We start from the raw sequence: 15,774 nt of genomic DNA, 5'->3' as shown, positions 1-15,774 counted from the left end.
AAGCTGACCGAAATCAATATAAAGACAAGTTTGTTGGCTTTTTGCTAAGATCCAAAGACGTCATTTTTACTTTAAGAGGAGGCGCTGTGCAGTATTCCATTTTAATCACGGGGTGTTCTAGTGGTATTGGTCTTGAAGCAGCCAAAATGCTGCAAGAGCGTCAATTTCTCGTCGTGGCAAGTTGTCGTCAGGTTGAAGATATAGAAAGGTTAAAGGCACAAGGCATTAAACATGTTGTGCAGTTGGATTTAGCCAATTCTCATTCAATTGAATCAGGCTTACGCGAAACCTTAGAAATAACAGGAGGGCATCTGTTTGCACTTTTCAATAATGGCGCCTATGGCCAACCTGGAGCAGTGGAAGACTTATCTGTCGATACGTTAAAAAAACAGTTTGATGTCAATTTTTTTGGTACCCATGAACTGACCACTCGTGTGTTAAAAATCATGTTGGCTCAGGGATATGGACGTATCGTACACAATAGTTCGGTACTGGGGCTAGTGGCGGCGCCGTTTCGTGGGGCATATAACGCCAGTAAATTTGCTTTAGAAGGTTTAACAGACACATTACGGTTGGAACTGGCGGATACGCCAATTACCATCAGTTTGATTGAGCCCGGTCCGATTGAAAGTCGCTTTAGAGCGAATGCATTAAAAGCCTTACAAGAGAATGTTGATATTGCCAGTAGTCGTCATAAGTCGGGTTACGAGGAGGCGATTACCCGTCTAAGTAAAGAAGGGCCAACCTCATCACAAACCTTGCCGGCCAGTGCGGTGGTTGAGAAGCTGATTCATGCCCTTGAAGCAAAACACCCTAAATCGCGTTATTATGTCACGCTACCGACCTATGCGGCGGGCATCATGAAACGTATTTTTCCCACTTGGTTGTTGGATAAAATTATGCTTCGTCAGGGGGGGTGACCTTTTCATTGGGGGATGGTGTTGTATTTGGGACATGAAATTTTGTCATCCAGTCATGTATGCTGTCTAGATAGTCTCTTTGTGCCTCTGGTTTTGATAAGTAGAGGTCATGATATCCATTATCGATGGCAGCTGTGGTTAAGTTGCAGAAGGTTTTTTGGGCCGCCTCCAGCATACTGTCTACGTCCAAAACCCCATCGCCTTGCTGCGTTTCTTCTACAGTGAGCTTACCAATAGTCGTTTTTGTGGCGTGACACATAAGGGTTGGGATGGACAAGCGCTGTTTGGCTAGATTGCGTTGTGCCAAAATGACTTCTTTAAGCCATTTAAAGGCGAGTGGGAATCCCTCTGCTGGTTTCCAATCGAGCCGATAGTCCCATTGTCCACCAAACTTGGTGTGGATGCTTTTGGCGTAAATTGAAATTTTTTTCGCTCGTAAATAGGAAAAAGGCAACAAAGACACCAGAATGCGAATGGGCCAACTTACTTTATTAAGTACCTCTGGTGGAAAAGGGAGGGCCAAAAAAGGACTGTTTAATATCAGGCCGATAATGTTAGGAAAGTCTTTCTGATAATGGCTTTCTCGTTCTGTGGGGGCATACGGTTGTGCTAGGTAGGTCGATACGATTAAACCACCCGTTGAATGAGCCAGTATAATCACCTCATCAACCCCTTCTTGTTTCATGGTGATTAAGGCTATGTCTAAATCTTGTCCGTATTGTTCAATCGAATCACACCAATTAGGCGGTGTGCTGGGGCGAATAGAGCGTCCGTAGCCCTGTAAATCCACCGCATAAAAGCGGTAGTTTTGGTCTATAAAATAGTCGGCAAGTCCCGTTTGGAAAAAGTAATCTGTGTAGCCGTGAACGTAAAGAATGGCCCGTTTGGCACTGGGGTTGCCAAGGTGATTCACTAGGGTGGTGTGAACGGAGGATTTGGGACCAGGGAAAGCAAAAGTACGTGCCCGAAAATCGGCGCCCAATAGGTCCTCATGGTCGTTAATTAATGTCCATTGCTGTCCTATTGGTCTGCTCATAAGGGCTACCTAATTATTTTTATTAGTGGAATAGATTATCACCTAGTTGATCAATGAACAGCTTGGTTTTTCGTACTGTGATTTCGATGCATTCATCTCGACCTGGGATAAGATCTGAACGAATAAAATTGTGTTCTTTTCTCTCTTCCCCTTCTCCTTTGCTAATGATTGCAGCAACACGGAACTGGCTCCCTTCTTTTATTGGTGCGGGAACAATCTCAAACCCTTTGTATTCCAGTGCGTCTTCTTTTTGTTGCTCCGGGGCCACATCGCCACCAGAAAAAAGGCTTTTTAGGCCAGATAAAATACCCATATTTGTACTCCTTCGATATAGTGCTATTGTCAGGGATTTGACTGAATAGTCAAATGATTGATTTCATAGTCAACGTTGGATAAGTGGTGTTATCAGTAAAAATACGCGACAGTATGCAAAGTAGATAGTACTAGGGTTATTTTATGAGCACAATTTCAGAAGTTGCTAAAAAGGCAGGTGTATCCAACGCCACGGTTTCACGGGTATTAAGCGGCGCAGCACGGGTCAGGGAGGAAACCCGAAATAGGGTGATGGAGGCTATTGATACGTTGTCATATGTGCCAAATCAGGCCGCGCGATCGTTGGCGAGTAATAAAACCTTCACGGTTGGTTTAGTGGCGTCTAATATCGATAATATTTATTACGGTCCTGCGGCTGGTGGTGTTGAAAAAGCCCTCAGAAAAGCGGATCGGCATGCCATTATTGCCAGTGGTAATGATTCGTTATCGGGTGAGCGTGAAGCGGTGGACTTCTTAATTAAGCGCCAAGTGGATGCCTTAGTGCTGGTGACCCGTTACATGAGTGAAGAGGAGCTGGCTGAGATTAATCGTCGTTGTCCCGTTTTTGTTATGAATCAACATTTCGATGGCGACCATGGTCGTAATATTGCCTTTGACAACTTTTCTGGTGGCAAAATGGCGATTCAGTATTTGTTGGATCAAGGGCATAGGCGTATTGCCATTGTAAGGGGGCCGAAAAGTAAATCAGACGCTTCGCAGCGTTATCTTGGCTCTCTGCAAGCGATGGAGGCGGCTGGATTGGCATTAACTTACGAAGTCGAAGGGGATTTTACAATTGAATCAGGCGTGAAACATATGCAGAGTATTCTTCGTCTTGGGGAACGGCCAACAGCCGTGTTTTTGGGTAACGATCTTATGGCGATAGGCGCGTTACATGTGTGTAATGAACATAAGGTTAAGGTGCCCGAAGACATTGCCATTATTGGTTTTGATGATACCTATTTAGCACGCTATACCTCACCTAGTTTAACGACAATACAATTGCCTTTGTTTGATATGGCGAATGCCACGGCTAAGTTGTTGTTGAATACCATTTATGATTGTCAATACGACGTGCAAACCCTGTTTCCCCCCAAATTAGTGTGTCGTAAATCTGCATAAGAAAGAGAGAACATAGAATGTGTTTTGCTAATATGAAATGAAAGCGCTTTCATATTTCTTTATTCCTTGAGGCTAATTTAGTAAAGTGTTGGCTTGAGATGTTCGTATTCGGCTGTTTTAGTCGTCAATCTAATCCATCATCACGAGAAAAGGGAACCTCATGTCAGCCACATCGATTAATACACTGTTAGATGCCATGACACTTGAAGAGCAAGTTTCATTACTATCGGGTCAGGACTTTTGGTCTATTGCCAGTATCCAGAGACTGGATATTGGTGAGTTAAGAGTGACTGATGGGCCAAATGGCGCCCGTGGTAGCGGCTCTCTAATTGGCGGAAATAAATCCGCTTGTTTTCCCTGTGGCATTGCTTTGGGGGCGACGTGGAACCCAGAGTTACTGTATCGCATAGGCTCTGCTATTGCCGATGAGGTCAAGTCGAAAGGCGCGCATGTTTCGCTGGCGCCAACCGTTAATTTACAACGTACTGCAACAAATGGACGTAATTTTGAGTGTTATTCAGAAGATGCGGTCTTAACGGCGTCTTTAGCCGTTCAGTTTATTAAAGGGTTACAGGATAAACAGGTTGGTGCGACGGTTAAGCATTTTGTGGGCAATGAAAGTGAAATTCAACGCACCACCATCAGTTCGGAAATAGACGAGCGAACTCTCCGTGAGCACTATTTGTATCCGTTTGAACAAGCTGTCAAGCAAGCGGATACTTGGGCGATTATGTCGTCTTATAATAAGTTACATGGCGTATATACTTCTGAAAATGAATGGCTTTTATCCAAAGTACTCAGAGACGAGTGGGGCTTTGAAGGGATTGTTATGTCGGATTGGTTTGGTTCGCAGTCGACGTCACCAACCATTAACGCTGGTCTAAATTTAGAAATGCCTGGGCCGAGCCGAGATCGGGGAAATAAGCTGATTGCGGCAGTGAACGAAGGGGCGGTGGATCCTGAACGGATACGTTACCTTGCTCACGGTATGCTGACTTTGCTAGAAAGAGTGGGGGTTTTACAGATGCACACTGAGCGAGAAGAACAGTCTCTTGACCGTCCAGAGCATCGTGAATTAATTCGCGTAGCGGGTGCGGAAGCTACTGTATTGCTAAAAAACGATAACCTATTACCACTCGATCATCCGTCGAGTATTGCGGTGCTGGGGCCGAATGCCGATACCGCACAAATCATGGGGGGCGGCTCGGCCCAACTCAATCCGCATTATGCGATTACGCCTCTTGCAGGTCTGATAGCACAGCTTGGCGAAGAGACCATCGTTTATGCGCAAGGTTGTTCTAATCGTCGCTATGAACCATTGATAACGGGGACATTCCAAGCACACTATTTTACCAATCGTGAATTATCAGGTGACCCTGTTTATACAGAAACGGTTGATCAGTTACACGCTTTTCTGATGGAAGGGTTCGGTGGTGGAAAAGTAGAGAAAAATCATTTCTCTATTTTGCTTGAGGGGGACATCCGAGTCTCAGAAACGGCCAATTATCATCTCGGTGCCTTCAGTGCGGGTTATATTCGAGTGTACTTAGATGAACAGCTGATTATCGATTCTTGGGGAGACAAATGGCAGCGTGGCACAACGTTTTTTGAAGAGGGCAGTGAAGAACGTGTTGAGTCTGTTGCATTGAGTCAAGATCATACTTACCGCTTGCGTGTTGAATTCGCTTGTTTACCCAATAATAAGCTGGGGGTGAGTGGCTATCGAGTTGGGTTAGGCTTGCCGACCTCTGATCGAGATATTGCTGAGGCGGTGGCGCTGGCAAAAAATGCAGACACGGCGATTGTTTTTGTTGGCCGTAATGCTGAATGGGATACAGAAGGGGGCGATCTACCACATATTCGTCTACCAGGACGACAAGATGAATTGATTGACGCGGTGGCCGCTGTCAACTCGAAGACAATTGTTGTGTTACAGACCGGTGGGCCCGTTGAAATGCCTTGGTTGAATAAAGTGAGTGCGGTATTGCAAGCATGGTATCCAGGGCAAGAAGCAGGCAACGCCATTGCGGATGTTTTGTTGGGTAAGCAAGAGCCGAGTGGGCGTTTAGCGCAAACCTTTCCTGTTATCTATGAAGATACTCCTATTGCCGTCGGCGATACACAGGTTTACCCCGGTAGAGAGGGTAAGATTGTCTATCAAGAAGGGGAGTTCTTTGGGTACCGTCATTATGATGAGCATGATATTGAACCTTTGTTTGCGTTTGGTTTTGGTTTGGGATACACCCAGTTCTCTTTGCAAGATGTCCAGGCCGAACAAGGCCATGATGGTTATGAGGTAATGGTCACTCTTAGCAATATCGGTAAGCGAACAGGTCAAACGGTTGTGCAGGCGTATCTTGTCCCGCCCAAAGGGGAGGTAAAGCGTGCCCCGCAAGCCTTGAAAAGCTTTGTAAAAACCTCTTTAGAGCCCGATCAAATGAGCCAAATTGCTTTGTCGATCTCGTTACGAGATTTAGCATTTTATGATGTAGGTGAAGGGCGATGGTGTGTAGCAAGTGGGGTTCATCGGGTTGATATTGGCTTTTCATCACGAGACATAAAACAAAGCGTCAATATTGAGATTGCCGAGCCATTCTTTTTGGAAGAAGGATCTTTTTAGCAGAAGATAGGTCAGTAAAAAACGGTACCAAGTGTGCCGTTTTTTACTGGGAGCAATAATCTGAAATTGCTTTTTATCACAAGACTAAAAATGGAAGCATCTTGATGGTCTAAAATAAAGTATGAATGACTCTGTTACGCCCCTGTTGCTTAGCAAGGTATAAGTTTTGATCTGCTGTCCGCAGAAAATCACTCAGTGATTGGCCTGGTAAAAAGCGGCTGATGCCAATGCTTATCGTGGTCTGTAACTGTAAGTCATGTTGATGGAACCGAGTATTTTCGATGAAACGGCGAAGACTTTCTGCTGTACTATAAACGTCTTGTTCGTACCATTCTCTTAGGATGATAATAAACTCTTCTCCTCCTAGGCGGTATACATCCTCTTCATTCGCATACATTTGCAGATTATCCGCCATTTCTCTGAGTATGTGATTGCCAATTTCGTGTCCGAATTTATCGTTAATATCTTTAAAATGATCAATATCAATGAGCAGCATAAAAGCTTTTATATTGTGTTGATCAATGTGCTCAAATGCTGCATCCAGAGCATATCTGTTTTTTACTCCTGTAAGAGAATCTTCTAAGGCCATATTGCGCAGCCTGAGATTGTCTTTTTGGTGCTGTGACTCGTATATATAGCACAGACACCAAACGCAAAAATGGGCGAAGGTGTAATTGATCATGGCTCGATAGGGTAGAAAGCCCTCGTGCGTGGTTTTCGTATAAATAATATATAAGACGGGAAATACTAGCAGAAGGGATAAAATGAGTCCTACACGCGAGCCAAACATCATGAAATAGACGAACGGTAACAAAATGCTCCAATAAAGAGAGCCTGCGCGAATATCGCCTTGCAGCGGAGTGAGTAGAACGAGAACAGTAATCATCCCCACGAGGGTGTAATGCTGCCATTTTTTATCTTGTTTTTTGAGTGCCTGGATAAAGAAAAACAAGCTAAAGCTGGCGATAATCAGCTCAATAGAGGCTAATAAGTAGAGTTTTAAGTAAACTAGGTTCCACAGGCTATAAAAAAAAGTGATGGCACAGATGAAGAGGCTCAAGCCTTTGTGAACGACGAACGGTAAATTCGGGGCCTGTTGGTTGGGGTGTTTATTCGGATGCATTTCTCTAACTACTCAACTGGTTTTGGAGAGGTCTTTAAATAATATGATTTTTGCATCTCTTGCGCGCATCCTTCGATAAAGAGATCATTATTTTGTGTGTTTATTTTTACCGTATTTATTTTAATAGTAAGCCTTTATTTATGGGATGGAAATGGGTTGCCGCTTGAATGAGGGAGTGAGCTGTTAAGGCTTCAACTCCAAATACGTCGACCTGGGTACCATGTTTTTCACGTAACCAACGTGCCAGTAAATCAAAATCACCATCACCTGAGGCGAGGATTAATTGATCGCTTATGGGACCAAACTCCATGGCATCGATAGTAATCCCAACGTCCCAATCGCCTTTTGCTGAGCCGTCTATGCGCTGGATGTAGGGTTTTAAATTTATATCAAAGCCAATCGCTCGCAATATATTTTGGAATTGACGCTGTTTTTCATCCCCTCTATCGGTTGCATAGGCAATGGCCTTGACGACGGTTTTATCAGCCGTTACTTGTTTCCAGAAGGCATTGTAGTCGAAGTTAGCCCCATATACTTGGCGTGTTGTGTAGTAAATGTTTTGCACATCCACCAAAATAGTGACGCGTTTCATATAAAGCCTATTTGTATACTGCTGGGCTTTAAATTGTACTCGATAATCCATAGAAAAGGCATTGTTCTGGTGTGTTCCGTTATTAGGAAAGCAATAGCTAAGAAAACGATCACTAAGAGAAACAATGGAATCTAAGAGACGACTATGACCAAATTTGAACCAAACTTTAATATGCCGCGTTTCTCGAACGATGAGGAAAGTAAGAAGCATGCCACGATTGCCTATATTTTTATGTTGCTTGGTTTATTTACTGGAGTGTTTTGGTTGGTAGGGGCCATTTGGGCCATGGTTAAGCGGGAGGATGCTCGTGATACGTTTTATGAGGATCATTACCGAAACATTATCAGCACTTTTTGGTGGGGGATAGTGATGACTCTGCTTGGGGTCTTTTTAGCCTTTTTCTTTATCGGCTATCTTGTTCTATTGTTTACTTGGATTTGGTCTGTCTATCGCATCGTCGCAGGAACCGCTCGGATTCTCTCCAATCAACCTTATACACGGTGAAGACGGCTGTCATTTTCGGTCATGGCGTGGCGGCGGATTGGGTTGTCATGGATAGTTTTGCCCCATCATAGAGTTGTTTGTTCTGGCTCAATAGCATGACTTCTTTTAAAGAAAGGGCTTTGCTGGGCGCCATCACTAGAGTTAACGTATTAGGATGGTGCCAAAAGGATAACAACTGATGCACAATGCGTTGTGAGGTGTGGCTGCCTGCTTTGGCCAGTCCCAGTTCGTCTATCGTCTTATCCAAGGTAGCTATAATATTCGTTTGATTTCTCTTTTGTTCAGGAGACTTTTGCAGAGGGAACAGATGATGCATCAGCCCTGTATCGTGAAATCGAATGCTGATCTTATCAAAGGCAATGCTGTCGCCATAGATAATGGGCATAGCGCTCATTTGCCTTAAGGCCATGGAGGCAAATAAATCCGAGCGAAATTCTTGTAGTGATAGTGTGTTAGTTAGTAGGTCTAACCGGCTCATCCAATCTAGTGTTCCAACCTGCTTAATGGTTAAGGTCAATTTTGAGGTTAATTGTTTGCCTATTTTATTGGAAGTAAATAACCCTGATCCCTTTAATTTGTTAATGCCCAATTTGCTTAATAATCGTCGTGAATCGCGCGCTAATGGCTTATTAGGATCAAATTGAAAGCTAACCTGTAAATCAGGGTAGATGAGTGGTAGCCATTTAAATGAGATGCTTCGAAAGGCAAGCCATGGGTAATACTCACTACCAAATGTGGCGTATTCTAAGGTGGGGGTGAGGGTAAAAGGTGAGAACGAGATGGCTTTATAGTGGACGAAAGCGCGTAGCCCGGCGTGTTCTAATCGCTCATCGATGATTTTTTTACTGTAATAGGTCCCCAACGCTTTTACCGCTAAGAAAACTGCTAAAAAACAGCACATGGCACTTAGCGTTATCCATTTCATTTTCTTTGATAACAGCCAAGAAAAGGGAAATCCCATGGTGCTCTCCTTTTTTAGCTCTTATGGAGCGCTAAACGCAAAATATGCTGAGGGCCTGCAGAGCCACCCGTATAACGTTGACCATTATCTTGATACCCCGCTTTTTGATAACAGCGATAAGCGTCAAGATTTTTTTCGTTAACCGTGAGACAAATATGGGAGTAATCGCGGTAATGTGTTTGAGCAAAACGACGAATGGCCTCCATGCTTTGGTAACCGATGCCTCTACCTTGAAAAGCATGGCCAATTAATAACGATCGTAGCCCTAACTCATGGTGTTCTGCAAAGTCATGTTGGCTGGCGTAGTCGAGGTCCAGTAGAAAAAAACCGACGACACTATCGGGTTGTGAGTTGAGGCAAATCACACAAGCTTGTTCTGTGTTTTTGAGGTGTTTTAAGGTTGCATCGACCGAATTAACAAATAGGGATTGCTCTTCAGAAATAGTCAGAGCAATAGCGTAGGGTCGCGTGGAGGCGTCCAAGTGCTTGATTATCATAAATGTTAGCCTATTTTTTTGTTAAGGTGTCTTCTGCAAACTGTGATCTTATAAGAATTCACGTACCATAGACAGATTAGAGTTTATTGAATATTAGGAGCGTATTATCTCTTCATTGATTCCCACACAAAATGACTTGTGGTTTTTGCCGTTAGGTGGAACGGGCGAAATCGGAATGAACATGAATCTCTATGGTCACAACGGACAGTGGCTCATGGTGGATTGTGGTGTCTCATTTAACGAGCCACTCAAAAACGACGATTTACATACCGCCGAAGTGGTGTGTGCTGACCCACGTTTTATCACTCAGCAAAAAGAACGCTTGGCTGGCATTGTCATTACTCATGCCCATGAGGATCATGTGGGCGCGTTACCTTTTTTGTGGAAGCGCTTTAAATGCCCAGTTTATACCACGGCGTTTACGGCGGAAGTATTGCATCGAAAACTGCAACAGGTTGGACTCGCTGGTCAAGTGCCAGTCATCGTTGTTAAAGAAAATGAGACGAAGCAAATCGGTGCTTTCCATGTCACTTGGCTTGCATTGACCCATTCTGTTCCAGAGCCATTTGCAATCACCATCCATACGCCCGCAGGGAAAATATTTCATACGGGGGATTGGAAAATAGACAACCAGCCAATCATCGGCAATGGCTTTTCGCCTAAGCACTTTCAAGCATTGGCTAATGATAATGTATTGGCAATGGTGTGTGATTCTACCAATGCTTTACGGAGCGGACATTCGGAGTCAGAAACTGCTTGTTATGAAGCTTTATTAGCGACTATCGCACCAGAGAAAGGGCGTGTTGTCGTCGGATGCTTTAGTAGTAATGTGGCGAGGCTGATATCGCTTGGACGAGTTGCAAAAGAAACAGGACGCTATATGGCTTTGATTGGTCGTTCGCTTATCAATATGGTCGGTGCAGCCAAAGCGACGGGCTACTGGCCAGATGATTTGCCGTTAATTGATGCGTCGCACTTGGGGTATTTGCCAAAGGAAGAAGTGTTGGCCGTCGTGACGGGGAGCCAAGGTGAGCCAAGAGCTACGCTGAATCGACTTGCTGCTGACTCCTGCTTTGATCTGACAATTGAAGCGGATGATTTGGTTATTTTCAGCGCGATGATGATTCCAGGTAATGAGAAAGCCATCATGGGTTTAGTGGCTCAGTTTAAAGGGCGAAACATTCGTACTCTTCAGCAGCAGGATACGGATTTACCGATCCATGTTAGCGGGCACCCCTGTCGTGGTGAGCTGGCGCAATTATATGGCTGGGTACAACCCAAAATCGCCGTTCCAGTTCATGGGGAGCCTGAGCATTTACGAGCGAATGCTGAAGTGGCAAAACTGAGTCAAGTCGCCAGCCAGCTTGTTGGACAAAATGGCGACTTATATCAGTTTGCTCCGCAGGTTTGCATTCGCCGTCAATTAGTGACAACAGGGCGTATTGCTCTTGCTCGATAGCCTTGATTACATGCTGGCGTCAAGAATAGGGGCAAGTACGGTTTTAGCCGCTCTGCCTGGGATTTCTTTCGCGAGTCTTGGCACTAAGTAGCCGGGCAATTCTGCGGCGACCTTGCCCATTAGTCGTTGGGCTTCTTCGATAGAAATATCAAAATGGGCAGCCCCTTCTACTGGGTCTAAGGTGAACATATAGTAAGGCATAATGCCTGCTTTAAATACCGTCTCACTTAGATTGACTTGCGCTGCGACAGTATCGTTTACACCTTTTAGTAGTACTCCCTGATTTAGCAGCGTGACGCCAGCTTGCTTGAGTTGCTGGGCGGCATGCATGACCTGGTCGTCCACTTCATTGGCATGGTTAATATGCCAAACCATGATGATGTCTAAACGGCTGGCGTTGATCCAATTGAGCATATCTTGGCAGACGCGTTGTGGAATCACCACAGGCAAGCGAGAGTGAATGCGTAAGCGTTTGATTTGTGGAAGTGCTTCGAGTTTACGAACTTTATCCGCTAAAAGGGTGTCTTTCATCATCAAAGGATCGCCACCACTTAATATCACTTCATTAATGTCTGGGTGCGCGGCTAAATAGTCGATTACTGAGTCCCATTCTGCTTGTGCGAGTTGGTTGTCCGCATAAGGGAAATGACGACGAAAGCAGTAACGACAATTTACGGCACAGATCCCCGTTGTAATGACCAATAAGCGCCGCTTGTATTTATGCACAATCGCCTTTTGCGGATTGTGATCGGCTTCCTCTAGCGGGTCTTTGTTATAGCCGGCTACCGTTAACATTTCATGGGTGCTGGGCAAAATTTGGATTAACAGTGGATCGGCAGGATTACCGTACTCAATACGTGATAAGTAAGGGCGGGGGACAAAAAGCTTGAACGCTTGATGTGCCTCTATCCCGTTTTCAATCATGCTCTGGGGGAGGCCAAGCTGCTGAATGAGTTCCGGAAGATGGGTGAGTGCTTGGGAAAGGTGCTCTGACCAAGTAACATCGTTATCAGTTTGAATAGGGATCACGTCAAATATCTGCAAAATTGGGTTAATTTGGGTTATGATTGCTGCCAACTTGTTGGCCAGTTGGGCCAGCGGCTCTTTGATATCTGCGCAAACGTCTTTTTACTAGGCTAAATTAGGATATTGTAAAAATGTTTGCTCAATGTATCAGGCTGACATGATACGTTAGTTGGAGCCTTTTCTCTAAAAAATACACGGTGAGGATGTATGGCTAATATTTCTACCAGCGAAATGCGCGGCGGCACAAAAGTAATGGTCGATGGTGACCCATGTGCTGTATTGGATAACGAACATGTAAAACCCGGTAAAGGTCAGGCGTTTAACCGTCTTAAATTGCGTAACCTGAAATCGGGGCGTGTTTGGGAACGCACATTTAAATCTGGCGATACCCTAGAATCTGCTGATGTGATGGATACGGAGATGGAGTATTTATACACAGATGGTGAGTTCTGGCATTTTATGGCTGTTGATGGTTCTTTTGAACAACATGCGGCGGATGAAACGGCGGTGGGTGAAACGAAAAAATGGCTTAAAGAGCAAGAGAAATATGTGATCACTTTATACAACGGAACACCACTTGCTGTTGCTCCACCTAACTTTATCGAGTTGGAAGTTACAGAAACGGATCCGGGGGTAAAAGGTGATACCGCCAATGGTGGTTCAAAACCAGCCTTTTTGTCTACAGGTGCGATGGTTCGTGTCCCTCTATTTATTAATATTGGGGAAGTATTGCGTGTCGATACGCGAACAGGTGAGTACGTTTCTCGAGCAACCGGTAAGTAATGCTTATGTTTGTTTGAGCGATGTTGTAACGACGAATTCTTACGAAGAAAAAACCCTTAGCGTATCAATGCTAAGGGTTTTTTTTTGCACTAATACAATAATGTGATTTTACCTTCTTGACGGAATCTTTGTAACAGATATGTAACAACTATCAGTAAGTTATCCCTAGTGATGAAAATTTATTAAAATTCTTAAGAAAAGTGAATTTTTGTTTTCAATTCTTGTGAATTTTCATGTTTTAAAAAATATACGGAATGTAATAAGAATCGTCTTATTGTCTAATATATTGTATTTATTGAATTTTTTATGGAAATAAACACATATTTGATGTTTTTTTAGACGTTTTTAAGAAAGTGTTTGCGTACTCATTCTTTACTTCTATCTTCCTTTGTTAGGTGCATAAATTGTTCAAATAGAAGTTTATAGTGTTGTCCTTCATTGAAAGCTTTGTGTTCGTACTAAGGAAGAAAATCATGAAAAAAACAATTTTAGCGTTGGCAATAACATCCGCTACTCTAACGACAGCTGCACACGCTGCTACTGTCTACAAGGCTGATGGTTCTAAACTAGATGTTTATGGTCGAGTCGAAGCTGACATGACCCACGCGGGTAATGGTACGGCTGGAAATGCAACAGACGCGAATGCGCAAGGTAATTTAACAACCAAAGCTCGTATCGGTATTAAAGGCGAAACCAAGGTAACTGATAACTTCGGTTTGTTTGCCAAAGGCGAGTGGCAAGTAGCAGGCCAAAACAGTGATGGTTCTAAATTCACTGCTCGTAAAGCCTATTTTGGTCTTGACTTCAAGAAAAATGGTACAGTAACCATTGGTCAGCAAAATACAGTGGTTTACACCAGCCTTGTTCAAACAGTCGATATTTTCGATCAATGGGGTATGGAAGCGCAAGACGGTATCTACGGTGAAAACCGTCAAGCCAGCCAAGTGGTTTATGCTAACTCTTTTGGTAATTTCGATGTACAAGCGGGTTACCAATTCCGTAACAGCGATGGTAAAGACATTGGCAGTATCAACAAAGGTACGGTTCAGGACAATGCCTATTCCGCTGCCGTTGTTTATCATACCGATATGGGCTTAAATCTTCGTGCGGCTTTTGCCCGTCAAAACTTTGGCCCTGCGAGCAATGGTGCTACTTATGCACTTGATCCATCTACAGGTAAGATTAAGGCAACTCCAGCCGCGACTGGAAATTCGGATGGTAAAATCAATACTTACGGTGTAGGTGCGGATTATACCTTGAATAACTTGTACTTAGCGTTTGTTTACCTGGGTTCTAAAACCGATAACGGTGCAGCAACGAACAGTGACACTAAGCTTAACTCATACGACTTGGTAGGTGCTTACACTATCGACCAATACCGTCTATACACTGGTTACGGCTTCCAAAAGCAAGATCAAGATGGCGCTAATTCGCTTGATACCGTTAAATCTTACAAGTTAGGTGTTGAGTACAACTTTACTTCCAATGCACTTGCTTGGGTAGAATACCGTCATAACGATGGTGCATCTGATATCGCTAATGGCTACGCAAGCAACGAAGTGGCTTTGAGTGGTCAGTATAACTTCTAAGATCTATATTTGCTTTAGTTGATTTTACAATCCCTTATAGATGATGCTTAAAGCAAGAGACGAGATGATATTCATCTCGTCTCTTTTTTTTGCTTTAGATTTCTCGTTCTACTGCTATTTATTGGAGAGAGCCTTGTCCACTGACAAAGGGCCAGCGCCGCTGATAAATAAAGAGACGCAGATTACGACAAGTGTCAGTGCGTATTCATAGCCACCGTTTTGAATGAACAAGCCGTGGGAAATGTGTACGGTGAAGATGGCCACCAGCATGGTAAAACCGATAAAAACGGTCGCAGGACGTACCAGCAAGCCAATCAGTAGGGCTAAACCGCCGAAGAACTCAGCGCTACCTGCTAATGCCGCCATTAACTCACCTGGATGTAGGCCGAGAGAGCTCATATATTGGCCTGTTCCCGCCAAACCATAGCCACCAAACATGCCGAACAGTTTTTGGGAGCCATGTCCCATTAAGACTAAGCCAACTGGAATACGAAGAATCGTGCTAGAAAGGCCCGCTGTTGTCGTGGTGATTTTAGACAGTAAAGTTGAAGACATAAAAAATAATCCTTTTTGTGTTTGAATTGATGCGACTATACCCAGATGAAGCGCATTAAAATAACGGAGATTTTTAATCAAGCAGATCAAAAAAATTGAACATCCTGATGCAAGTGTTCCTAGCTCATCCATAAGTAGCTATCTATAGACGATAACAGAGCGAAGAAGTTTCATGATTGTTAGGTTAAATTTTAATAGGGTACAGCGAATGACCACTACACCATGACTTTGATTGTGATGTGTAAAGGTAGTCCAAAATAATTGAATGTCGGTACAATGGTATTTGTTTTGCTTATAAGCTGTTGTTGGTTAAATCTTTAGGAGAGTAACGACGATGAATTTAGAGTCTATGCGTCACAGTATTGATAACATTGATAATGCCTTGGTGGCTATGCTGGCTGAGCGTTTTAAAATCACCGATGCGGTGGGCCATTATAAGGCTAAGAATCAATTACCAGCAAAGGATGAGGCGCGTGAAGCTCAGCAGTACGAACGCATTGCTGAGCTAGCAGAACAGTACGCTCTGGACCCCAACTTTGCTAAACAATTTTTAGAAGTGATCATGAAGCAGTCTGTAGAGAATCACTTAAAAATCGCAGAGCAATATAAAAAGTAAGACCTGCGGTGCATTTGCATGACAAAACGAAAACCCCTCCCTAACCCTCCCCTTAAATA

16 protein-coding genes are annotated in these 15,774 nt (G+C 43.8%); 8 read left to right on the top strand and 8 right to left on the bottom strand.

Annotation, left to right across the window (positions count from 1 at the left end; genetic code table 11):
- Window positions 1-86 precede the first annotated feature (86 nt).
- A complete protein-coding gene (locus AC0VYI_RS21110) occupies window positions 87-920 on the top strand; it encodes an SDR family NAD(P)-dependent oxidoreductase (protein WP_199477576.1) in 834 nt (277 codons plus the stop codon).
- Here the strand turns inward: AC0VYI_RS21110 and AC0VYI_RS21105 are convergent.
- Window positions 898-1,956, bottom strand: coding sequence for an alpha/beta hydrolase (locus AC0VYI_RS21105; protein ID WP_475445368.1), 1,059 nt, complete (start codon window positions 1,954-1,956; stop codon window positions 898-900). The genes AC0VYI_RS21110 and AC0VYI_RS21105 overlap by 23 nt on opposite strands.
- 22 nt (window positions 1,957-1,978) lie before the next feature.
- On the bottom strand, window positions 1,979-2,269 hold the full coding sequence (locus AC0VYI_RS21100) for an HlyU family transcriptional regulator (protein ID WP_199477574.1): 291 nt from the start codon (window positions 2,267-2,269) through the stop codon (window positions 1,979-1,981).
- Between the two features lie 143 nt (window positions 2,270-2,412).
- On the opposite strand from AC0VYI_RS21100, the gene AC0VYI_RS21095 reads away from it, so the two are divergent.
- Both AC0VYI_RS21095 and AC0VYI_RS21090 read left to right on the top strand, forming a co-directional pair.
- Window positions 2,413-3,390, top strand: a complete 978-nt coding sequence (locus AC0VYI_RS21095) for a LacI family DNA-binding transcriptional regulator (protein ID WP_475445366.1) — start codon at window positions 2,413-2,415, stop codon at window positions 3,388-3,390.
- A gap of 160 nt (window positions 3,391-3,550) precedes the next feature.
- Window positions 3,551-6,010, top strand: coding sequence for a glycoside hydrolase family 3 C-terminal domain-containing protein (locus tag AC0VYI_RS21090; RefSeq protein WP_475445364.1), 2,460 nt, complete (start codon window positions 3,551-3,553; stop codon window positions 6,008-6,010).
- A gap of 109 nt (window positions 6,011-6,119) precedes the next feature.
- Here AC0VYI_RS21090 and AC0VYI_RS21085 read toward each other — a convergent pair whose 3' ends face one another.
- Entirely contained in the window at window positions 6,120-7,133 is a 1,014-nt protein-coding gene (locus AC0VYI_RS21085) for a GGDEF domain-containing protein (RefSeq protein WP_475445362.1), read from the bottom strand.
- Window positions 7,134-7,248: 115 nt separating this feature from the next.
- Window positions 7,249-7,725 (bottom strand): NYN domain-containing protein, encoded by a 477-nt coding sequence (locus AC0VYI_RS21080; RefSeq protein ID WP_475445361.1) that lies wholly within the window; start codon window positions 7,723-7,725, stop codon window positions 7,249-7,251.
- A 144-nt stretch (window positions 7,726-7,869) separates the two neighbouring features.
- Between AC0VYI_RS21080 and AC0VYI_RS21075 the strand changes: the two genes are divergently transcribed.
- On the top strand, window positions 7,870-8,229 hold the full coding sequence (locus AC0VYI_RS21075; protein WP_475445359.1) for a DUF4870 family protein: 360 nt from the start codon (window positions 7,870-7,872) through the stop codon (window positions 8,227-8,229).
- A 19-nt stretch (window positions 8,230-8,248) separates the two neighbouring features.
- Here the strand turns inward: AC0VYI_RS21075 and AC0VYI_RS21070 are convergent, their stop codons facing one another.
- Both AC0VYI_RS21070 and AC0VYI_RS21065 read right to left on the bottom strand, forming a co-directional pair.
- Window positions 8,249-9,190 (bottom strand): hypothetical protein, encoded by a 942-nt coding sequence (locus tag AC0VYI_RS21070; protein WP_475445357.1) that lies wholly within the window; start codon window positions 9,188-9,190, stop codon window positions 8,249-8,251.
- A gap of 14 nt (window positions 9,191-9,204) precedes the next feature.
- On the bottom strand, window positions 9,205-9,687 hold the full coding sequence (locus AC0VYI_RS21065) for a GNAT family N-acetyltransferase (RefSeq protein WP_475445355.1): 483 nt from the start codon (window positions 9,685-9,687) through the stop codon (window positions 9,205-9,207).
- A 175-nt stretch (window positions 9,688-9,862) separates the two neighbouring features.
- On the opposite strand from AC0VYI_RS21065, the gene AC0VYI_RS21060 reads away from it, so the two are divergent.
- Complete coding sequence (locus AC0VYI_RS21060; RefSeq protein WP_475445353.1) at window positions 9,863-11,146, top strand: ribonuclease J; 1,284 nt, start codon at window positions 9,863-9,865, stop codon at window positions 11,144-11,146.
- 6 nt (window positions 11,147-11,152) lie between these two features.
- Here the strand turns inward: AC0VYI_RS21060 and epmB are convergent, their stop codons facing one another.
- Window positions 11,153-12,175 carry an EF-P beta-lysylation protein EpmB gene (epmB, locus tag AC0VYI_RS21055; protein WP_475449839.1) on the bottom strand — a complete coding sequence of 341 codons (1,023 nt, stop codon included), beginning with the start codon at window positions 12,173-12,175 and terminating at the stop codon, window positions 11,153-11,155.
- A gap of 204 nt (window positions 12,176-12,379) precedes the next feature.
- Here epmB and efp point away from each other — a divergent pair, with 204 nt between their 5' ends.
- Window positions 12,380-12,955: an elongation factor P gene (efp, locus tag AC0VYI_RS21050; protein ID WP_199477565.1), complete on the top strand. Its 576-nt coding sequence runs from the start codon at window positions 12,380-12,382 to the stop codon at window positions 12,953-12,955.
- 473 nt (window positions 12,956-13,428) lie between these two features.
- Entirely contained in the window at window positions 13,429-14,544 is a 1,116-nt protein-coding gene (locus tag AC0VYI_RS21045; protein ID WP_475445351.1) for a porin, read from the top strand.
- A 114-nt stretch (window positions 14,545-14,658) separates the two neighbouring features.
- Here the strand turns inward: AC0VYI_RS21045 and AC0VYI_RS21040 are convergent, their stop codons facing one another.
- Window positions 14,659-15,099 (bottom strand): DoxX family protein, encoded by a 441-nt coding sequence (locus tag AC0VYI_RS21040; protein ID WP_199477563.1) that lies wholly within the window; start codon window positions 15,097-15,099, stop codon window positions 14,659-14,661.
- Window positions 15,100-15,433: 334 nt separating this feature from the next.
- Here AC0VYI_RS21040 and AC0VYI_RS21035 point away from each other — a divergent pair, with 334 nt between their 5' ends.
- Window positions 15,434-15,715 carry a chorismate mutase gene (locus AC0VYI_RS21035; RefSeq protein ID WP_199477562.1) on the top strand — a complete coding sequence of 94 codons (282 nt, stop codon included), beginning with the start codon at window positions 15,434-15,436 and terminating at the stop codon, window positions 15,713-15,715.
- The last annotated feature ends 59 nt before the right edge of the window (window positions 15,716-15,774 follow it).

This window comes from Marinomonas sp. 63XJN7_9_ISO-PGPR-S23-217, from assembly GCF_056173515.1.
This window is presented reverse-complemented; position numbering and strand designations above follow the sequence as displayed.

What these genes read in the sequence shown, in the direction of transcription:
- AC0VYI_RS21105 (WP_475445368.1), bottom strand. Translation starts at nt 1,956, where the DNA reads ATGAGCAGACCAATAGGACAGCAATGGACATTAATTAACGACCATGAG.
- AC0VYI_RS21100 (WP_199477574.1), bottom strand. Translation starts at nt 2,269, where the DNA reads ATGGGTATTTTATCTGGCCTAAAAAGCCTTTTTTCTGGTGGCGATGTG.
- AC0VYI_RS21095 (WP_475445366.1), top strand. Translation starts at nt 2,413, where the DNA reads ATGAGCACAATTTCAGAAGTTGCTAAAAAGGCAGGTGTATCCAACGCC.
- AC0VYI_RS21090 (WP_475445364.1), top strand. Translation starts at nt 3,551, where the DNA reads ATGTCAGCCACATCGATTAATACACTGTTAGATGCCATGACACTTGAA.
- AC0VYI_RS21085 (WP_475445362.1), bottom strand. Translation starts at nt 7,133, where the DNA reads ATGCATCCGAATAAACACCCCAACCAACAGGCCCCGAATTTACCGTTC.
- AC0VYI_RS21080 (WP_475445361.1), bottom strand. Translation starts at nt 7,725, where the DNA reads ATGAAACGCGTCACTATTTTGGTGGATGTGCAAAACATTTACTACACA.
- AC0VYI_RS21075 (WP_475445359.1), top strand. Translation starts at nt 7,870, where the DNA reads ATGACCAAATTTGAACCAAACTTTAATATGCCGCGTTTCTCGAACGAT.
- AC0VYI_RS21070 (WP_475445357.1), bottom strand. Translation starts at nt 9,190, where the DNA reads ATGGGATTTCCCTTTTCTTGGCTGTTATCAAAGAAAATGAAATGGATA.
- AC0VYI_RS21065 (WP_475445355.1), bottom strand. Translation starts at nt 9,687, where the DNA reads ATGATAATCAAGCACTTGGACGCCTCCACGCGACCCTACGCTATTGCT.
- AC0VYI_RS21060 (WP_475445353.1), top strand. Translation starts at nt 9,863, where the DNA reads ATGAACATGAATCTCTATGGTCACAACGGACAGTGGCTCATGGTGGAT.
- efp (WP_199477565.1), top strand. Translation starts at nt 12,380, where the DNA reads ATGGCTAATATTTCTACCAGCGAAATGCGCGGCGGCACAAAAGTAATG.
- AC0VYI_RS21045 (WP_475445351.1), top strand. Translation starts at nt 13,429, where the DNA reads ATGAAAAAAACAATTTTAGCGTTGGCAATAACATCCGCTACTCTAACG.
- AC0VYI_RS21040 (WP_199477563.1), bottom strand. Translation starts at nt 15,099, where the DNA reads ATGTCTTCAACTTTACTGTCTAAAATCACCACGACAACAGCGGGCCTT.
- AC0VYI_RS21035 (WP_199477562.1), top strand. Translation starts at nt 15,434, where the DNA reads ATGAATTTAGAGTCTATGCGTCACAGTATTGATAACATTGATAATGCC.